The organism is Candidatus Ancaeobacter aquaticus (assembly GCA_030765405.1).
GTDB lineage: Bacteria > Auribacterota > Ancaeobacteria > Ancaeobacterales > Ancaeobacteraceae > Ancaeobacter > Ancaeobacter aquaticus.
Genome location: JAVCCP010000033.1, coordinates 18123 through 39457 on the forward strand (window position 1 = coordinate 18123; position 21335 = coordinate 39457).

The following is a 21335-nucleotide window of genomic DNA, read 5'->3' on the forward strand; positions in this document are numbered from 1 at the left end:
GTATCAGCATCAAATATTAAATAATCAGTAGCTTTTATTCCTCTTCTTTTTAAAGTTGCTCTTGCATTATCAAGATTTGCGCCTTTTACTCTTGCCCTGCCTTTCATTGGGCGGATAACATACTCAATATCGTAAGTTTCTGCAAATGCCTTGATCCATATGTTTCTTACAAGATTCTCCGGTGTTTTAAATCCTTGAAACGGCGCTGCTTTAATTTCCATTTCATCATAATATCTTTGTACTTCAGTTGAAAAATCCTTCACCTTTATTATTCTATCGAGCAATTCTTTGACCGCGTCCGTATCAGATATATCAATCTTCTTATCCAAGATTTCCTGTCGTACTTTTGCAAGAACAGTATCTACATTTCCTGGATTTGCTTTTTCCCATGCTGCACGATATTCTGTTGAGTCACCGTCATTACAAAATTGTATAAGTGCCCTATCTTTAACTTTACCGATTCCAGGCAAGCCATCATACATTTGATATGACTCAACAAAAGAGCTCCTAAAGTTTAATGCCGCTTTAAAAGTTAAAAACAGCACATCATTTACGCCTTCATCTGTAAACGGCAACTGTGTTACTTCAACAGGATTATATTCAATCATCTCCTCTTTTGATAACAAAGTTGGTAATTCCTGGGGTTTCCCTGCATCTTTGTAGGCGGCAATGATAAAACCATACAATAGGAAATACAGTGAAAAAGATATGAATCCAAGATTTGGCACAAAAAGGAGTAAATTAGTGATCAAATACAACCAAAAAGAAGAAGCTGATAATGTTCCGATAGAATAAGCCGCAAGAGTATTGATAAACCATGGTGACAGCACATACGAAATCAATCCGGCGATAACTGCGCTTGCAGAATATAATACTGCATAGAAGTAGGCTTTCTTAACAAGCAGATTAAGAAAAAAGTCTGAAGCACTACCTAACATTGATGTTGATGTTACTTCCTCTTGCACAGTTGGAGTTGCTAAAGGAGATACTTTTGCAACAAGATCAATTAATTGTATTGTTCTTTTTTCATCGAGATCACCAATTTTAACAAGTTCTTTTTCAAACATATCTTTATTTGTGTTCATGGAAGCGACCCGGATTTTCCATGCGCCTATCTTGCCATGCATACTCAGTATCATATCTTGAATATTATTATATCTATCAGTCTCTATAACATTGATCGGCAACTTATCCTGGTTTTGCGCTTTTTCAACTGCGGCAATAAATTCATCTTCTATTATCATTAAATTATCTTCAATTGCTTTGATATGATCGTTTAACGCCACGGTATTTACTATCCGTTTCTTTACCGACAATCCCGACTCGCTTTTGTCAAATTTTATCGCAAATTGTTTTATAAGACTTACTGTACCTAGATCAATGCCTCCCACTTCTGTTTTTGTTAATTCCTCTATCTGGTTTAATGCTGAGTTATATTCATTAAGCGCCTTCAGTGAAGTAACAGGTGTAACAACTCCTTTAGTCAACTTAGTTAACACGTTTTCGAATGCGCCCCTAACAAATGACGACTTTTCAGTTTTTAACAAATCCTGTATTATAGGAATAGCGGCTTGAAGCCCTAATTTGGCAGCCGTATCCGATGCAGCCGTACTTATAATAATATCGGCATTTTTCAGGTTTTCCAAGATCGCCTTTTCGGCTTCAGAATCATCTTTAAACTTCCCTAATGCCCATACCGCGGCAAACGCAACATCACTGTCAGGATCTTTCGTTGCGGCAGCAAGTACGCTAATAGTGTCAGGATTAGCGATAACACCTAGAATTTCCGCTGTTGTCATTCTAATCTTCGGATTCTCATCTTTCAGCAATGCCGTTAAATGCGTTTGTAACGTATATTTTTCAGTTCTTTGAGCAATCACAGTAATATTATTCATACCGTTTTTAAGCCGCTCCAGACGCACTTTGTCAGTCAACTCCGCAAAATCCTCTGCGAGTTTTTTCTGGTATTTTGCCCGTGTATCATCCATGTCAGCTTTTGGCTGTGCAAGCCGTGTTAGAAGAGTAACAGCTTCTCTTTTTGTAAGGAGATTATCGCTTTCCAGATATGTTCTGTATCGTTCAATATCCTCTTTAACCAAAGGCCATTCCATAGCTTCTATATGGGTAAGCCTTATCGGATAATATCCCTTTTTCACTTCAAGACGAAGGTTTGCGGCCAGATATTCATAATTAGAAAGAATATCATCGGCAATGAGTATATCAAGACTAGAAGGAGAAGAACGGAACTGCGCGCTCGCGCCATGTAACTCTGCGCGTGGAACATAACGAGCGGTTACCGTTATTTTATCAGCGGCCGTATCAATATTGAGTGACTCTAAAGCGCTCGTAAGCGCATTATTAAGATCAACATACTCTTTTGCATTAGTCCACGCATCATCAAATTGTTCCGCGTCAAGCCAGACTCTTTCATCGAGCCGACCTGCACCCTTATGCGCCTGTATAACCGGCACCTCTTTACCCAGCTTTATAAGTTCACTGGCTATAGCTTCCTGAACAAGTACACTTTCTTCAGTTTGATAGGCTTCCTGTAAAGACGCTGCCGCGCGTGCATTATCCATCTCGGCAAGTTTCTGTACCGCATTATATCTTACGTATATGTTCTTATCATTTAATGATTCAGTAAGAGCTTTTAATGCAGCGTCCGCATTCTTATATAACCCTAATGCGCGAACAGCACCTAATCGAACGGTGCCGGCACTGTCATTTATAGCGTTTACAAGTCCACTTAACGCGGATTTAACTGCTTTTTTCTTGCCGGTCAACAACCCTACAGCATTTAATCTCTGACTAACATCATCACTCTCAAGACTTGTTACAATTTGCTCTTCCTCACGTTTAACACGATCTTCTTTTTCAAGCTTTTGTTTTTCGATCTTGGCAAACTTTTGTTTTCTCATTTCATCGCGTTTAATGGCACCCGACACATTACGAGCTATTTTGTCATATTTGGCATTCAACGCACCAAGAAGCTTTCTCGCCTCAAGAATACGTTCCCCAACCTTTTTAAACTTACCGTTAAAATAGCCGCGGGATGCAGAAGACAATTCTTCTTTTGCACTGTTTTCTAGCGCTGCAAGTTTTTCTTCTGCTACCTCTAATGAAATATCATTCATTGCTAAAAATTCGTTTAGTTTTTTAAGATTTGCAAGATCTGTAATGGGACGATTATTAAGGACAATATCGTCAAAGCGGCTTACCATATCTCCGAGTTCTTCAATGATACTCGTCACTTCGTTCAAGTCATCTGTGTATACCTTTACTTCTGTATCGAGTGTTTCAATAAGTTCACGAGCAGCAGATATCTGATCTATCATTTTATTTATACGTTTTTCTATCTGGTCATTAATAGCATCTTTGAGATTTTGACCTGTCCCATATCTATCTGCAGTCTCTTCAAAAACGGTCATAATGTCCAGTATGTCTTCTTCTTTTGCATTAATAAATGATATAAGCGCTCCAACATTCGTTATGTTACGGCTAATTAATGTCGTTACCGCGCTCTTAACATCTCCGATTCCGTCAAGATTTGTATTTATCTGATTAATCTCCTCATCATAATAGATAGCAAGCTTTTCCTTAAATAGTTCATTTAAACTCACCTCTTTATCTTGAGCGAATTTTTCTCTTACTGAAGCGGGACTATCTTCTTTATAATTCTCTTCTACCTCTCCTAACTGTATCCACAGTGAACGAATAGCAGTAAGAGATGGTATTTCCGCTTCTCTTTGGATGAGAATGATCTCAAATTCTGAAGAAGCAATGCCTTTAGCTTTTGCTTTTTCGCGCGCTTTTTCAGTTTCTTTTTCTAATTGCTCTGCAACAATTGATATCTCTTTTCCTAATGCATCAATTTTTTGTTTTCTTATCTCAAAATCAGTTTTGTTGACATCAGATGCTTTATATGACTGTATCTGATTATCAATTGCAATCACTCTATCATTAAATAAACGTGTTGCTGTCTTCTTTAAATTGTCGAATATATTTTGTTTTTCAGTTTCTTTTTTATTTTCAGCGGCGATACGAGCATTCTTTTTGTCAGTAAGCTCTTTTTTGCGTGCAGCATTTTTATCTTCTTTTAATTTTTCAACGTTGCTTGCGAATTGCGATACTTTGTCTGTGATGCTCTGTACATCTGTCCGTGTCGTCGAGACAAAATCTTGCTGCTGCTTAATAAGGTTATTGATTGCCGCATAAACATCTTCATACACAGCCATTTTCGAACCATACTCACTCATAATACCCTTAACGATATCATCAGATTTTGTTACCCCATCGGAAAGAGATATAAGCAACTCTTCATGAACACGTTTCATCTCCAACACTACAGCACCCTTCGCGTCTACTGTTTTTTCTTTACCTGCAAGGTCTTTATAATGTTCTATACTATCTTCTTTTCCCGAAATTAAAGCATCCAGTGTCCGCAAAGGCTGCAAAGCAAATCTAGACTTCTCTTGAATTTCTGCCAAATAACCCTTTATTTCTGTGATCTGTTTTTGGGCTTCGTTGCGTTTATCTTTAACGTCATCAACGTTTTTACGTGCAGTTTCTATCGAATGTTTTATGATCATCTCTAGCGGAACAGAAAGACGATTATTCTTGGCAACATCGCTGTACTCTTGTTTCAGCTGATCTATTTTACCCGTCAATTCTTCATCAAGAGAAACAACTCTTTTTGCTAGTTCATTGTAATTTACATCAATTACTCGAAACTGTTTTTCTTTATCTGCAAGTTTCCCTGTTTCCATACTCTCTCTTGAACTATTGATATTTGAAATAATATCTGCGTTTATCAACACCATTTCAGATCCAAAATAAGAGCTCAATTCATCCAGAGCTACAGCGGAAGATTTAATGCGTGCATCAACGCGTTCCCTTTCTTTCCGGACAGATACCATCGCTTTTTCTTTTTCATCAATAGCTTTCCGGATAAGCTCTGCTTTATGTGTTTGCTGATCTGTTACCAGCACATCAAGATATGGTTTCTGGAGAGAGGTAAGAGTTACAGATGCAGCACTCAAAAGTTTTTTAACCTCTGCGGCTTCTTTTCTAATATCCTGCTCTTTGAGACCGTCATAATTTACCAGCAATAAATCAAGATCCTTTGCACCATCCATATATACTTTTTCAGCACCAGCCATAAGCTTGTCAAGATCATCGATCTTTCCTTCCTTGGCAAATTTAGTAAAATTTGCCTCAAGGGATGTGTACATTTCATTGAGACGAGCCTGTACCGCTATTACTTCTTTCTTATAGCTTTCCTGTGCTGTGTTGTAAGAGCCGGTATATTCTTTCTGTAACGTATCTACCTCAACTGCCAGAGCCTCAATTTTCTTTTTTAGCTCATTGGCATGCCCAATTACAGTGACAGGAACATCTGTTGACTGCGCAATTGCTATAGCATTATTAAGATTATTTTGTGCGCTTCTTATCTGAGTGTTTACTTTATTAATGTAGTCTTCTTTAGAGATAAAATTATCCCGCAGGTCATACTCTTCACGCATAGTCTTTAGAGGAGCAATTGCGTTTCCAACAGAAACAATTATCTCATCAAATGCTTTTGTTGCTTTTTTGACTGCTTCTAGCTCTAATGCAAGAAACTCGAGGTTACTCATAATGTTTTCATACATTGATTTATCGTTTTGGTGCAGATTCCTCAAACGTGCTATCAATTCATTATTTCTTTCAGTCAATATGCGCGGCTCATTTATTGCCCACGCGTCAAGCGACGTAATATCATTTTCGCTCTTTTCCAGCGCCGCTTCTATTTGTGCTCTTTTTTCGTCTGAAAGCAGTTTTGTCATGATGTCAATTTTCTGCTCTAAAGAAACACCTTCCATATCTATATCAGAGTATCTGCGCAATAAATCTCCCATTTCCAACGTATAAATATCTGCTTTTATCTTGTCTGCTTTTCCCGCAAATATGTCATTTTTTTGTGCCGTGAAAAGGTTTTCTATCGTTTCTTTTTCATACTGCACGAGCCCGTTAATTTCAACTTTATTTGTTTCTACCATTTTCCTGTAATTATTAAGATCGGGATTATTCAGAGCGCTCTCTGTTACACGTGTTAATTCGCTCCCAACAGCATTTAAGACCTCATTAAGTTCTATAATCTTATCCCGTGATAATACGGTAATCTGCTCTTCAAGCGGGTATTGCGCATATTGCCTCGTAAACCCAACAATATCCGCAAGCGATTTCTTCATCTGAAGGATTTTATTATGATAGGTATTCAGTTCTTCCACTGCCTGTATAGAACCGGCATAATTTTTTCTGATCTCGGATATGTCTGTCTGACTAAATATCTTTGTTCCATTATAATTGAACTTTAAAGCGGCATTGGTAAGCGTTTCCAACTTATTCTTAATTTCGGAAAGTTGTTCCGGCGTAATTTGTTCGGTTATTTGTTCTGCGAGTTTTGCTATTTCATTCAGGGAAATTAATCTATAGGCATTGACTGCTGTGTCGGTAATACGTTTTTTTGCTTCTTTAACAGCTGCAGCTGTTTTAAAGAGGTCGGCATCTTCTCTGTTTTTATCTATTAGAGTTACTATTTCATCGACTTTATTCTTGGCATCGACAATACTTGTCTCATTTGAGAGTTCTTTAAGCATACTGTCGAATTTATCACTGAATCGTTCACGTTTTATGCGTGCGTACTGTTGGCTCATCTCCGACAATGATTCCTGATCACTCTTTATAAGGTCAATAATGGTTTGAGCCGACATATCTATGGTTTCCTCATACATTTCATACAAGCCACCAAGTTGTTCAGTGTATATAGACATATACCCGATATTCTCTTCTTTCAATTTCTTAAGGTCTAGCAAAAGGGCGTTTTGTGTTGACTGCACTGATCGCAAAAGCGAACCAAGCTGCTCTGCAAAGTTTCCGTCCTGCACCTGCTTCATAATACTGAGTTTCAATGTCTCATTTTTAGAATCTAGGTAACTTTTCAGTAGGTTCTGTATTTGTTTGAATACATCTTGTGGAACAACATCATCTATTGCTTTATTTGGAGCGGTATTAAATGTTTTCATTTTCTGAGTAATGGTTCTTGCTAATTCCATGATGGAATTAATTTTTTCATTCACTTGCTTTACATCACGTGCAGTGTCGACTTTTATGCTCATCAGCACATTCTGCGCATTATTCATTTTGTTACTGAGATCCTTTCTCTCCTGAACAATTGATCGCATTAATATCGTTATTTTTTCATTCACATTAGGGCTTGCGACAATAATTTCGTTTGAGTTCTTTTTAAATTCATTAAGCTCTTCAACCATCACGCCCAGCTCAGCATATTCATCTTCCATCTTAACAAGATCCTCTTCAGCTGACTTAAACGGCTCGCCAAGAACACCCTTTTCCTGACGTATAAATACATCATCAATTGCATCAATATCATTCTTTATAACTTCTACATCCGGAAGCAACAGGTTCGCACGGTTGCGAATACCATCAAATGACTGTTCAAAATCGCCAAGTGCCGTGATTGTTGCCTGCTCCTGTTTTCTAATAGTTACCACTTCTGAAACCAAACCTTTTAAAACGCCATCTTGTGCGGCAATATCTTTATCCAGAGACGCATTTTTTTCGTCGATTTCTGTTTGAGCTCCATCAACAGATTCCTTTATTTCAGCTATAGACGAAATAGAAACTTTATGCTCTTCTCTAAATTCCTGGAAAGCCTTCTCTGACTTTTCATAAGAGTCTTTGAGTTTCTTCTTCGCCTGAGACATTTCCTCTTGAATAGACTCCGCCAACCCTTCTTTTATATCCACGATCTCATCTTCTTCAAATTGTCTTACCGTCTCATCAATTTCACCGATAATATCAATCACCTCTTCAAAATCAGCGTACGAATCAATGAAGAGCTTGCTAATAACCGGTGTAAGTTTTTCAAGCTGTTCATAAAGATCAAGTGATTCTTTTTCCATTGCAAAAATACTATTTTGAGCATCTGTTAACTTTTTATCTTTGACATCATTTGCCTTTTCCTTAATCTCATCCCTTGCAAATTCCAGTACTTTCTGCCCCTCTTCAAGCGTGGCAAGATATGCATGCCCTGAAGCGGCACTATCTATATCACTCATTCGTCCATCAAGATATATCGTGATCATTTTTTTTATTCGCGAAATTTCCGCTTTAGCGTCAAGCAGCATGTTTTCCTTAGCCGATAATCGAGAATCTTTATCGAATGTATTTTTCAATTCCGCCAAACCGTCAAGAGTTGCATCAATTTTTTTAAGCTGGGCAGTAAATAAATTAGAAATCTCACCTAGGCGTTCCTTCATATTCTCAAATTCCTTGGAGAGATCTTTAAATTGTTGGCTTTTTTCTTCTTTTATCAGACGAGCAGCATTCAAGTCGCTTTTAACGATTGTTTCTGTTTTGCTTAGCCATTGTTGAGTTTTCGCTATAACTGGAGACACTTCATCATCTTCAATAACAGATTCATTCACCTTTTTAAGTTCTTCTAGTGCAATATTTGCAGAAGTTAACGCGTCTTTCGTTTTTGTTTCTGCATCATTAAAGCTTTCATTTATCTGTTCCAATATCTCAGCTTTACTCTTCAGTGACGGCGCTTGAAGATCAAATTCTTTATCAAACTCTTTGATCTCTTCAATCATATTTGTCACTTCCTGAATATTGACATCAAGGTTAGCTAATATATCAGCGGCTGCCGTATCTACTTTATCTCGAATACCTTTTAATATAGTAAGTGCGCCTTTATTGCATAGAAGCAACTGTTCATCTGCATCAGTTTCATCAATTGACAACTGTTCTATCTTTTCGTCTAATTCAGCCTTAACATCTTTTAAACGCAGTACTTCTTCATGTTTTTCTTTCAGTTTCCCCAAACGCTCCTGAGATTTCTTTAATACTTCCGGAAGCATTGTTTTAGCAAGGTCTATTTTTAGTTTCATCTGTATAAATATTCCTACTTTGATAGAATCATTTGTTGCTATTGCATGCTCTTGAATGCTTTCCTTTATTTCACTAACCACACCAGCAAATTTACTCTTTTGCAACTCATATTCCTGCATGGACTTTGTCATATCACCAACGAGCTCAAGTTTCTTTTGTATTTTCTGATTAAGATCCGTATCGATCTCATCTTTTATTGGAAGAGCTTCTTGATTGATCTTTGCGTCTGCACTAGTTTTCTCTTTGGCTATCGTCTGATCGGTTTTTGCAATAATCGAAGAAACATACCCAAACATATCTTCATTCGTATCAACAACATTTTGTTTTCCCTTAGTTGCCTTATCAAACGCATCCTTTACAACTTTCCTGGCATCTTTGATATTTTTTTCTACGATACTTAATATTTCAGTCTTTCCTTTTAATGTTTCATTTGCACTGTAGACTTCCTTCATTGTTTGTATTTCACTAAGCAGTCTGTCAAGCTCCTTAAGATCACGGCGTAAATCACCGACAACTTTTATAGCGCCGCGACGGATAAGCGTTTTCTTTTTTTCTAAATCAGTTTTCATTACATCAGAAGCAATGCTTTCCAATGACTCTATCTTTTCTATCATCGTATCGGAAATCACCGTTGAGACTATAAGAAACTTTTTAGTTTTATCCGATAGTTCTTCTAAATGATTGATACTGTTATTAAAAACACTATCATCTATCTTTAGTCCGTTTTCTTTTGCTTCTTTTTTTAGATCCAATAACGCTTCACGTGAAGCAGCAGCGAAGTCTGTATCTGCTTGAGACTGTGTATCTAGCCAGCCGGAAAGTATCTTTTTCTTTGCTTCTATACTCGTCGCATTATCAAAATCAGCCTTCAGCCCACCGACTATCGCGTCCCCGCTGAGCTCACCCATCACGCTGACAGTTTTATTAAACGCGCTTATCCCAGCTTGAAACTCAGCCTGAACAGCATCAATACTATCCTTGATAAGCTTCACATTTCTGTTTTGCTTGAGCTCCTGCTCATAGATCCCCTGTATTTCTTGTTCTATGCCGCCTGCTTTTGCCAATTTGGTTTCGGTTCCCTCTTTTTCGATAGATAAACCATTACGTGCAGTTTTAATTGAATCAATGCCGTCTTTAACTCCGCTTGTGAGAGCACTATCCATATATTCATTTTCTAATGAATTAATAGCTTTTACTTTATTGTCATAAAGGGCGGTAAGCTCGGTTTTGATACCGTTAATCATTTTTGTGATCGTCTCCAAAAGGGCTTTTTTCTGTTCTATCTCCGGTGTACTTTTAAATTTACCCCTAGCATCATCAGTTTTTTCTAAAAATGCGGTAACCTCTTGCTCGCTCTTCTCTTTATATGTATCCACCACTTTATTCAATTCTTTTTCTAGTGCCGTCAGTGCGTTTTCGAGCTCATGTATTCTCTTTCCCATATCAGCTGAACGCCCATTAGCAAGTTTGATTTCATTCTGAGCTCCTTCAACTTTTTGATTAATATGTTGTTCTATGCTGTTTCTGCGACCTGAAACTTTCTTGTCATCAGTAACTTTTGGATACAAGCTGCTGAGCTCAGCTATTTTACTTTTAGCACTCTTTCTCGCCCCAGAAACAGTTTGTCCGGCTTCTTTTAAAAATCCCTTAAAATTTGTAAGCGCTGACTTCAATTGAGCAATGCTTTTTAGTGCTGCAAATGCATCTGTACTTTTTCTCATCGTATTTGAATTTACAAATGTATCAAATTCTTTTATGTCTGCATCAAAAGTCTTCTTGAGCGTATTGTACTTCTCAAGTACAACCGCGACCTGATTCTCATATTTCCCCTCACGCAACAAAGCGATCTGACTTGCCCGCTCTTCCCTTTTCTCTTGTGTTAATACGGCAATTTTAGGCACTTCTGTTTTGATGAGACTCACAGGGTTTGTTAAGAACCGTTCGGTAATATCAGGAACATACTTTAAAGCGTCCGGATCATCTATTTTTTGTGTTAACGCTTCTCGAAACTCATCATATCTGGCAGGATCATCGATGATCTTAAGCAATTCATTGGGGTCTATAACTCGTGAGAGTACCCCCAGATTTTGTCCTATTTTAACGAATGCTTCGTCATTTCCCATAGCGAGTACACGCGCGACAGCATCTATAACATAGTATCTATATGGAGCAACCTGATACCAATAATCTGTTCCGGGGATCTTTGCCGACTCTAAAGCTTCGGTCACTATCCCTTTAAAATCTTCAAAAGTTCTAGTTGCTTCATCGTCATAATCTGTTTTTTTACCAGCTATCGCGATATCATACGGTACCGGCAGCCCTAAATCATCGCGCAACCAGTCAAACGTTACCGGTGCAAGAAGCAAAGTTCTACCCAAGAAACGTATCGAACGGTAATCAAATTTGATACTGTTAACATTCTTCTCATATTGCGTTATAATTTCGTTCTTTTCCTCTTTGCTCAGATACGGGTCTTTTGCAACAATCTTTTTAAAATTATCTAAGGTCTTTGCATTAGTTTCATGTGCCTCTGCACCAACCTTTTCGCATAATACACGTATTTTCTCCTGACAGTCAGCGACACTACCTTTATCGTCTGCTCTTACTGCATTTTTCTTTTCAGCGAATAACTGGTCCAGCGCAGCACGATACCCCGAAATATTTATTATATCAGAAAATATTTTCCATTTTCTTGTAAGAAAACCTTCTGCCCACATCTCCATCGGTTTTAACGCGGTTAACAGTTGTGGAGCTAAACGCCTCCCCACATGCGCAAGCAACTTATCAAATGGAGAGAAATCGGTCATCATGATTGAAAGGTATGGTGAATCAGCCTGTATTTTGGTGACACGGGGAGACACAACAATATAGGACACCCCTTCTTTATACAAACCTTCGGTAATACCATTTGTATGGAAACCGCCTGTTACCAATATAGCGATATCGGTATCATATTTTTTCATAGCTGATAAAGTGTTTTTCACAATCGCTTTATCACGTTTCAGTGTGGTCACATAAAAACTTTCAAACGCATCAATATTCTTATCAACAATAGATAATGACGGGTCTTTTGTGTAAGATAACCCGTATTTTAAGGCTTCTTTCGAAATAAACTCTGCAATACGCGAAATCGTTATTTCTTCTTTATGTGCTTTATAATCTTTGAGCTCATCACTGGTAAGCTCAAGGTTTATTAATTTTTCAAGTGTCTGCACCTTGGTACTATTAACAACAAACAGTTTCTGTTCAGCCGTTTTTACATAATGTTCTGTAATAGTTTTATACAAGCTGTTTGTTTCATCAACGAGTGCTTGTTTATCAATACTCTTATACAAGGTAGTAAGCGTTAAATATCTATTGAGATCACCATATGCGGATGTATCAAGTCCTGATTTAAGACATAGTGTCTCAAATAGTTCATAATACTCGATTGCACTTAACTGCCCTAACCTGAATTCAACACTTTTTGCAACAAAATATGTCGCATCCTCTTTATCCAAAATAGCACTCAATTTTTCAGTGAGCACAGTTCGATCCGAATCAACTTTTCTAAAATCTATACCTTTCTCTTTTTGCAAAATAGCGCGCACAACGGCAATATTTTTCATATTGTCAACATTCACACCGAGTTTTTTGGCAACCGTTGTAATATACCCACACCACCCGGTAATAGATATTTCGCTGGTATTAAATTTCTCCTTTTCAGCGAATAACTGGTTAACCTCCGGTAAAAATACCTGTTTTTGAATTTCAGCAAGAATATTCTTTAGGATGTTAATCTGACCGAGAACTTCATTTTTTGTTTTTTGCGCGTTCCTGAAATTACCAAGGTTCTCGAGATAGAGATCCCTGTTTTCAATACCGTAGAGACCGTCAGGATAATTATATTCTATGGCAAAAGCTTCCGCCCCGCTTAAGAAACCCTTTTTCAGGAATTGCTTAACAAGTATATGCTTTATCTTGTTATCGGGATAGGCGACATATTGGGCGACATTCAAAGGACCTTCTGCACCTTCTACAGCTACAAGCTTCATTGACGGGCCGATTTTGCTCCGTTTTAGATTCTTTAGTATCTTTATCAGATTTACTTGCGCTTCATAGTTGGCATGAGAGTCCTGAATATGAATAATTGCTTTGTTTTCTTTTCCATAGAATTTCGACTTTATCGTCGCAAAACTTTCTGAGATGTTCCCCTGCACATAGTTAAACACATCTTGAGTTGTTACCGCACCGATATCTACTGGAGGCACTGCTTGGGAAACTGCATTTGTAACGTTTGCATTGTTCATTGTCGTATAGCCAGATGCCCAGAGACAATTTTCAAACATGAATATAATGGCAATACTGAGGGCGATTGTTCTGAATATAAACCTGTATTTATGGTAACAATTTATCATAAATGCACCCTTTTCTTGTATATTTTTTCATAAGACACGATTTGTACCCTCATTATACTGTATGGAGTAGTGGTTTGTCAAGGGGGGGGGCGCTTTTTTATGTAATTATTTTCATAAAAAAATGTGAGCAAAAAAGGCGTTACTAGATATTAGTGTCTACTAATAGAGGCAAAATAGGATATTCTTCATTCATTTGGAAAGCATTTGCAAAATAGTGTACTTCTGAGCGGATTATTCGAGCCTGAGATCGTCTACCCAGATTATAGAATCCATCATAGGCTTTTTAGAACGCATACCGATCATGATTTTCCTGACTTTACTGAGATCGATACCGGCAGATTGATCTTTTCCTCGTCTTTTCACTAATGTAAAATCCTCAGAATTTAAATAGAGGGTTTGAGGTCTCCATCCATACCCTTCGAGATCAATTGACTTGCTTTCTGATACATTCCCCTTATTGTCAACAATACGGATAAATAACTCATTAGATGAGTTATCTGTATAAAGCCAGAAACGTAACGTGGTAAATAAACTCCAATCCTGCAATTCCATAAAAGGTCTTGATGTAAATCCTTGCGCATTAATAAACTTTGGTTTTTTTGATACAGGAATTTTCATTCCATCGGAATCAGTAGCCATTGATATGAATTTTCTATCTTTATCCTTAGTATGGTCCTCACTCGCAACCATTGCATCAATCTCTTTTTTTGATTTCTTCTTTTCTTTAATATGAGGAATAAAAAGGAGCCGCATAGATTTTTTGCCCGATTTAGCCCTGTTATAATCAAGGACACGGGTAAAAACACAGTTTTTTGACCGTACCTTATTAGCAAGATATGCAGTGATAAATTTCGGTATTTCGTACTCAAAATTATCTATAACAGGAGTGAAATAAAACATTTTGCTGATATTTACTTTTGTAGCAAAGACATCTACATTTGCTTCATCTACATTGAGACTCCCTGTCATCAGAAACGGATTTAATTTCAATTTAGAATATATATACCATGCCGTTGAGGATACACATAATGGCTCATCCTGCATTTGCCATCCGCCATATGCGGGAGTCCCCGGATTTGAAGCATAGGGTAAACCCATTGTACCAGGGTGCGCGGGACTGTCTGTGAGTGCCCTGGCAAGTTCATTCGTATAAAAATCACCTTCTTCTTCACGACCAGCCACATAGCACGCTATCGCCATCTGCCCTGTCCCTTCAAACCATACCGCATCCTTGTCTGGATATGGACTTTCTTCATAGGTACTGCCAAAATCCACACCTTCTACTTCAATATCTTTAAACTTATAATATTTCTTTGTGAGCGCTACTTTTTTTACAAAATCTAGCCCTTCTGCATACATGGTCCCAAGACTTGCAATCGACCAGGTAACAACATCAGTCGCAAAGTTCGGGTCATATCTTCCGTTAATAAAATGTTTTTCGCTTGGCACCCAGGTACATCTTTTGAGCCACTCATGAATTTTTTGTGCCATGATCCTGTATCGGGGTTTACCGGTAAGAACAGAAAAATCACGAAACGCGGAAAAAGCATCAACATTATGCTCGGTACTCATCCAATAAAAATCCATTTCCTGCCCACCCGTTAACCCTCCTTCAATGCCTTCAAGAGACATCATCCATTTTGATAACGCCGTAGCAAGGGGGATATATTTCTTATCACCTGTTTCCTGTATATAAAAATTAATAGCGGTAAGGAGCCATGCATTCGGGCCAACGGCAAAATGATACGCGCCGCGTGCACCGGTCGACAAATACATATCCGCATACCCGATAAATTTACCTTTGAGTATTTGCTCATCATGTTTTTCAACGAAAAAATCGAGAACCTTTTTTGCGCGAGGAATATCGTCAAATGCTACGTAGACAATAACAGCGAGTGCCTGATCATACACAAAACAAATACCTTCTGTCCCTTCACGGGTAGAGACTAAACCATTACGGTTTTGTACCGCGCAAAACCACTTATATGCTTTATAAAGATCTCCACTTTGATCTTTCGTTAATTCTCTAAGATATGCATGAGCGGATGTATGCACTATTATAAGCGACGAAACAATAAAGAAAAAAGAAAGTATTATAGTAGTTAATTTTCTTTTCATCGTAATACCTTAAAACCTTTCCAAAATTCTTTTGATTATTTTTTGCTTTTAGTCTTTTGTCTGTGGTCTCTTGTCTGGTGTCTGTTTTTTTATTTTATAAACTCTATATCGTCTATAAATATGGCACTTCCTCGCGTATTGCCCACATTATCCCCTATTTCTATACCTATGGAAACAAGCTGCGAAAGGTTAAGCGTTCTTTGAACATACCCTTCCATTTTTTGTTTTACTTCATTTAAATTAACGAGTACCCGTTTCCATTTAGCGTCTGCAACACCCTCATCCGGCGTAAATATTGTTACCGGCATATAATTTTCTGCCTGTGCATCCCTAAATATTATCTTGAAATTTTCTCCGCCATGAGTCCCCATAACCCAGAAAGATAAGTAGGTATACCGACTCACGTCTAATGGACGAATCCCTATCGGATCTTTGGAAATATCTGTCACAGGACCCAAATTCATACTAAAACAGCCCCATGTCTTTTTAGATCTTATCCCATTGACAATACGATAACTCCCCCAGCCGGTATGCACATACTTTGGATCAAACTGTGGATCGAACGGACCGATACGCCTTGTGTAAGGATAGCAGGATCCCCATGCTTCAAATCGCGTATCAAGAAAACAGCTCGGTTCAGACTCAAAATCAGCCACAATAATTCTTTGAGGCCGATATTTCCCTCCTATCCCAACTGCTTCGGTCAACGCCGCAGACTGAATCTTCGAATCTTTTGACGGTTCAGATGAAGATTCTTTTTCTTCACTCCATCCTGTTGTCACCAGTAACAGTACTAATGAAAAAGTTATTATGGTCTTTTTCATAACATAACTCCATATCATGTTTTATTGAGCTTTATCTTCCTGTTTTGGATATACCTTTAACTTAACGCCTTCACCCACTTCATATTTTGAGAAATGAATATCGTCTATGTAAAATATATTGCCTTCAGCGTTACCGACATTTGTCCCAAATTCAAGACCGATCTGGTCAAGCAAAGTCAAATCAACATATTCTACGACCCTTTTCAGGGGTATTACCACTTTTGTCCATTGTGTGGAGATTCCACCCGGAAACGGTTCAAGTGTTACCTGCGGGAAATAATCTTCTGCTCGGCCATCTCTAAAAAATACGCGAAACATTTCACCGCCTCTATCACCCTTAACCCAGAAAATAAGACTTTTGTAAGCGCTGACATTTAATGATTTTATTCTAATAGGTATTACATCAGCATCAACGATCTTTCCAAGGTCAAATGATAATGTCGCCCACCTGACACGATCAACCGAATAGCCGTTTACACAACGAAATGATTGCCCTCCGGCATGAACATTCTTTGGAGTGAACCCCTGTGTGGTTTTACTGTAATACCACCCATGAGGAACTTCTTTGTTATCCCAGTCAGGTTCGCCACCACCAAACACCCCAACGTTTCCACCGAGGTTGTTCGGAAATGATTCAAAATCTGCAACAATAATCGTTGCGGGAAGTAGCTCTTCTGGAATTTCTGTTGCACGAGCATGTTTTCGCGCACGCATCTCCTGCTTTAACTTTTTTTGCGCCTTCCGTGCTTTTCTGTCTGCAGTTAATGTTTTTTGTATCTCCCCTTCAGTAAAACCATATTCACAGATTACCGCAGAGAAAATCAAAATACTTAATGATACTACAATAATTTTTTTCATGTCATATCTCCGTGTTATCAATAGCATAGTATATTATTTTGCTGATATTTACAAATGCAATATACACTAAAATTCCCATACGCCTCTTATGACGCACACCATATAAAAAAGTTCTCTATTTCTTTTCCCAGATAACATGCCCGTCAGCATACAAGACATTAACCCCATGATTATGAGGATAAAAACCGTCTGAACTTCTGCACATAAAAACAGGAACCGAGCCGGTACCGGTATCACCGCGCGCCGTTTTACCGCCCACATTTTTATAATATAAATTTCGCGGATTTGTCGGATAATAGGTGTTAAAATCCGGATAATAAAAATAGTACATGTCACCTGGATTATCAGTCTTTGTGTGCGTACACTTAAAAACATCTGTTGAGTCTGTTTTTACATAATTCCCCAACTTTGCGCTAAAACCGTTAACCGCGCCCTCAGGATTAGCATTATCGATGTACGGATAATAACCGTCGTAATCTGTAGCATAAGCCTGGATAGCGTATGCAAGATTTTTCAACCTGCTTGCGCATTGTGCTTTTAATGCAGCCTGTCTGGCAAAATTAAGCGCGGGAAGAAGTATGCCTATAAGGATAATGATTATGCCTATAACGACCAATAACTCCATCAAGGCAAATGCATTTTGTTTTGGATTCTGTTTACGTACCATTATATATCTCTTGTTGAACAGTAAAAAAAAATCCCCTCCGATTCATTATAAATCAGAGGGGATTTTATATTTCACTTACTCAATTATTTACCTTCTGAGCATTTCTGAACACATGTTGTGCCACAGCGTGTTTCGCATGAGAGCGAATCTTGTTTGCAAATACTTGGGCATTTTTTACCTTCAAAAGCCCGCGCTAATAAATCAAACGGTGTATCTTTATACATTTTGTCTTTAGGAATTTGCGGAACCCAGAATGTAAATACATCTGTTATCCCGGCCATCGTTCTGGTGAATGCATCTAAACCACCCCACGCAATGTCATCACAACCTTGACCGAACTCTGTTTTATCATGAATCGCACCACCGGCAGGAATAAAAATCACTGTCCACCCAAATACTGCATTCAAAAAACCTCTACCAAATCTATCGGCTTCAGAATAAAACGGCAGTTTATCTATTTCGATTCCAGTTGCAGGGCTTTTTGATTCCACGCAACACGCTTTTTGACAATCAGGACCACAAGCGGCAAACACAACACTTGCGGCAATAAACATTGCAACTACAAATACTCCCAGAACAGAAAAACGTTTCATACACTACTCCTTTCTGTTAATTATTAAGTGTATATATTAGTATATTTAAATCGAGATAGATGATAGCATGTATATTGTTTTCTGCAAGTAAAATTAAACTTATTTTGTAATAAGTGAACCAACAGTGGCATGTAGGGCAGGGCTTCAGCCCTGCAGAATATTTAACAGTCTCTGTTCACTCACTTCTTATCTTTTTTATAGAAAGCAGCTACTTGAATGATAGATAAAAAAAGAATTATAGATTTCATGAAAAGCCCCGCTTTCCAACCGATGGAAAAGACTGAGCTTTCAAAACACCTCTCTATTACAACAAGTGAGAAGAAAACATTTCGTAATCTCCTCAAAAATTTGGTCCTGGACGGAACACTAATAAAAATCAAAAATAATTATTACACGCTTCCGGATAAAACAGGATTAGTCGTCGGTATACTACGCGCACATGAAAACGGTTTTGGCTTTGTTATTCCCGAAGATGAAACTATCGAAGATGTTTTCATCCCCCAGCACGGCATGTCTACTGCTATGAATAATGATAAGGTACTCGTCCGAATAGACCAATCATATAGCAGTAAAAAGAAACAGGAAACAAAGAACCTTTCACATAGCGGATTAATTATCCGTATTATTGAAAGAAATAACGCAACGATCGTAGGAACGCTTTCAAAAAGTAAAAAATTCTTTTTTGTAATTCCTGATAACCCTAAATTGTTTCATGATGTATATATTTCACCAGACGCAACAATGGGGGCAAAGCAACATGATAAAGTTGTGGTAAAAATAACCGGATGGCCGTCAAAACATGTCAATCCTGAAGGTGAAATAATTGAGAGACTCGGCTCATCAAATGATCCGCAGATAGATGTTCTCTCTGTTATAAAAAGTTATAATCTCCCGCTCACTTTTCCCGATAAAGTAATAAGTGAATCTGAACAGATACCTCTGACAGCTCCTCCTCCGGAAACTATTGGCAGAATTGATTTAAGAAAACTTACCACTATTACAATTGATCCCGATGATGCTAAAGATTATGATGATGCGGTATCACTCGAAACAAGGCCTGACGGCACGACTATTTTGGGCGTACACATTGCGGATGTTTCATATTATGTAAAACCGCTTTCAGCGCTTGACTGTGAAGCACGACAAAGAGCAAACAGTGTCTACCTTCCTGATAGAGTCATCCCTATGCTTCCACCGCGACTATCTAATAACATTTGCAGTCTGAAAGAAAAAGAAAACCGCCTGACAAAATCGGTCTTCATACATTATAGTGAAGACGGTACTATACAAAAATGCGAGTTTCATAACGCAGTTATATGTTCTTCAAAACGTTTTACGTATAAAGAAGTTTTAAATATCCTAAAAAAAGATAAAGAGTTATGTCAAGAAAATCGCTCACTCGTACCCCTTATTAAATCCCTGGGAAGTTTTACCAGAAAGCTTCATGCAAAACGTGTCGAGCGCGGAACAATAGAACTCAACTTACCTGAAATAAAGGTACGCCTAGACTCTCACGGCAAAGCGATCGGCATTGAACGCATAGAAAGCGATATAGCACACTCACTTATTGAAGAATGTATGCTTGCAGCAAATGAAGCGGTATCGCGGCACATATCAAATAGAGGGTTACCGACAATTTACCGTGTACATGATTTCCCCGCTGTAGAGGATCTTGAAGAATTTGCAGTGCTCGCAAAAGAATATGGACATCAGTTCAACACAGGGCATATAGATTCAAAACAGTTTCAAAAAATCTTAAGCAAAGTAAAAAACAAGCCGGAAGAGCACATAATCAACATCGGCCTCTTGCGTTCTCTGCGTGTAGCAGAATACAGCCCGAAAAATATTGGACATTTTGCGCTTGCAATACAGTTTTACTCACACTTCACATCTCCTATACGGCGATATCCTGATCTCATTGTTCACCGTATTTTGGATAGGCTCATAACAAAATCAGACCAATACTGCTATGACCCTCAAGAACTTAAAATCATATCAAAGCACTGCTCTACCACAGAAAGAACGGCCGCTGATGCAGAGCAAGAAGTAGTCACCCTAAAAAAACTGCAATTCTTGCAATCTATTTACCAAAAGAAGCAAAACACAAAACTATCAGGGGTAATTACCTCAATTAAAAACCACGGTTTTTTTGTTGAACTAACTGAGTATATAACAAGCGGTTTTGTTAGAGTTTCTTCGTTGAAAGACGACTATTATACGGTAGACCTCAAAAAGCAGGAGTTTGTCGGCCGCAGAAGAAAAAGAAAATTTAAACTAGGGCAAAAAATTACGGTAAGAATTGAGCAGATTGATCTCTATAAAAAACAGATAGATTTTGTTCCGGTTTAACTCGCGTTTCTCATCAACCGGTACGTTTTTTTGAGGATAATAGAGGTTTTTTAGATCGTTTTTTTGTTATCTCGTATTGCAAAGCGATTTCATCGCATTCGGGAAATTTCGGACATTTAGCGCATTCCCCCCAGATCTTTTTAGGAAGATCTTCTTTAGACGTTTCCGTAAAACCGAATTTCTTAAAGAAAAGAGGAATGCTGGTTAAAACAAAAACACGGTTAATGCCAAGTTCCTGCGCTTCTTTAGCGCACGCATTAATGAGTAACAAACCAATACCCTTACCAATGTATCCGTCATGTACGGCAAGAGACTTAATTTCCGCAAGATCAATCCAATCAATAGCAAGCGCGCCACACCCGACCACTTTACCCTTAGAAACACACACGAAATAATTTCTAATATTTTCATATAATTCTGACAGGGATCGCGGAAGCATCATTTCTTTTTTTGCATAATGCATAATAAGATTATGTATCTCTTTAGCTTCACTTAATTTTGCTTTTCGTATAATCATATTATTTATCCCTATCTACAAACCTCTCGTGAAATCTGTTTTTGCAAGGCAAAAACCAGG

8 protein-coding genes (1 of these 8 only partly in view) are annotated in these 21335 nt (G+C 38.0%); 1 reads left to right on the forward strand and 7 read right to left on the reverse strand.

Features of this window, described 5'->3' with window-relative positions; all coding sequences use genetic code 11:
* The 6 genes from P9M13_03685 to P9M13_03710 form a co-directional block, all read right to left on the reverse strand.
* Positions 1-13349: the 5' end (the start) of a HEAT repeat domain-containing protein gene (locus tag P9M13_03685; protein ID MDP8262386.1), read on the reverse strand. The gene continues 15211 nt to the left of window position 1, outside the view; 13349 of the gene's 28560 nt are visible here — the first part of the coding sequence; the start codon lies at positions 13347-13349; its stop codon lies beyond the left edge, outside the window.
* A gap of 231 nt (positions 13350-13580) precedes the next feature.
* Positions 13581-15467, reverse strand: coding sequence for a hypothetical protein (locus P9M13_03690; GenBank protein ID MDP8262387.1), 1887 nt, complete (start codon positions 15465-15467; stop codon positions 13581-13583).
* A gap of 89 nt (positions 15468-15556) precedes the next feature.
* Positions 15557-16291 carry a hypothetical protein gene (locus P9M13_03695; GenBank protein ID MDP8262388.1) on the reverse strand — a complete coding sequence of 245 codons (735 nt, stop codon included), beginning with the start codon at positions 16289-16291 and terminating at the stop codon, positions 15557-15559.
* 21 nt (positions 16292-16312) lie between these two features.
* Positions 16313-17149, reverse strand: a complete 837-nt coding sequence (locus tag P9M13_03700) for a hypothetical protein (protein MDP8262389.1) — start codon at positions 17147-17149, stop codon at positions 16313-16315.
* A 115-nt stretch (positions 17150-17264) separates the two neighbouring features.
* Positions 17265-17816, reverse strand: coding sequence for a hypothetical protein (locus P9M13_03705; protein MDP8262390.1), 552 nt, complete (start codon positions 17814-17816; stop codon positions 17265-17267).
* Positions 17817-17899: 83 nt separating this feature from the next.
* A complete protein-coding gene (locus tag P9M13_03710) occupies positions 17900-18409 on the reverse strand; it encodes a hypothetical protein (protein MDP8262391.1) in 510 nt (169 codons plus the stop codon).
* A 216-nt stretch (positions 18410-18625) separates the two neighbouring features.
* On the opposite strand from P9M13_03710, the gene rnr reads away from it, so the two are divergent.
* The gene (gene rnr / locus P9M13_03715) at positions 18626-20758 is read left to right on the forward strand and encodes a ribonuclease R (protein ID MDP8262392.1); all 2133 of its coding nucleotides are present in this window, start codon (positions 18626-18628) and stop codon (positions 20756-20758) included.
* Positions 20759-20771: 13 nt separating this feature from the next.
* Here rnr and P9M13_03720 read toward each other — a convergent pair whose 3' ends face one another.
* On the reverse strand, positions 20772-21275 hold the full coding sequence (locus P9M13_03720; protein MDP8262393.1) for an N-acetyltransferase: 504 nt from the start codon (positions 21273-21275) through the stop codon (positions 20772-20774).
* Between the last annotated feature and the right edge of the window lie 60 nt (positions 21276-21335).

What these genes read in the sequence shown, in the direction of transcription:
- P9M13_03690 (MDP8262387.1), bottom strand. Translation starts at nt 15,467, where the DNA reads ATGAAAAGAAAATTAACTACTATAATACTTTCTTTTTTCTTTATTGTT.
- P9M13_03695 (MDP8262388.1), bottom strand. Translation starts at nt 16,291, where the DNA reads ATGAAAAAGACCATAATAACTTTTTCATTAGTACTGTTACTGGTGACA.
- P9M13_03700 (MDP8262389.1), bottom strand. Translation starts at nt 17,149, where the DNA reads ATGAAAAAAATTATTGTAGTATCATTAAGTATTTTGATTTTCTCTGCG.
- P9M13_03705 (MDP8262390.1), bottom strand. Translation starts at nt 17,816, where the DNA reads ATGGTACGTAAACAGAATCCAAAACAAAATGCATTTGCCTTGATGGAG.
- P9M13_03710 (MDP8262391.1), bottom strand. Translation starts at nt 18,409, where the DNA reads ATGAAACGTTTTTCTGTTCTGGGAGTATTTGTAGTTGCAATGTTTATT.
- rnr (MDP8262392.1), top strand. Translation starts at nt 18,626, where the DNA reads ATGATAGATAAAAAAAGAATTATAGATTTCATGAAAAGCCCCGCTTTC.
- P9M13_03720 (MDP8262393.1), bottom strand. Translation starts at nt 21,275, where the DNA reads ATGATTATACGAAAAGCAAAATTAAGTGAAGCTAAAGAGATACATAAT.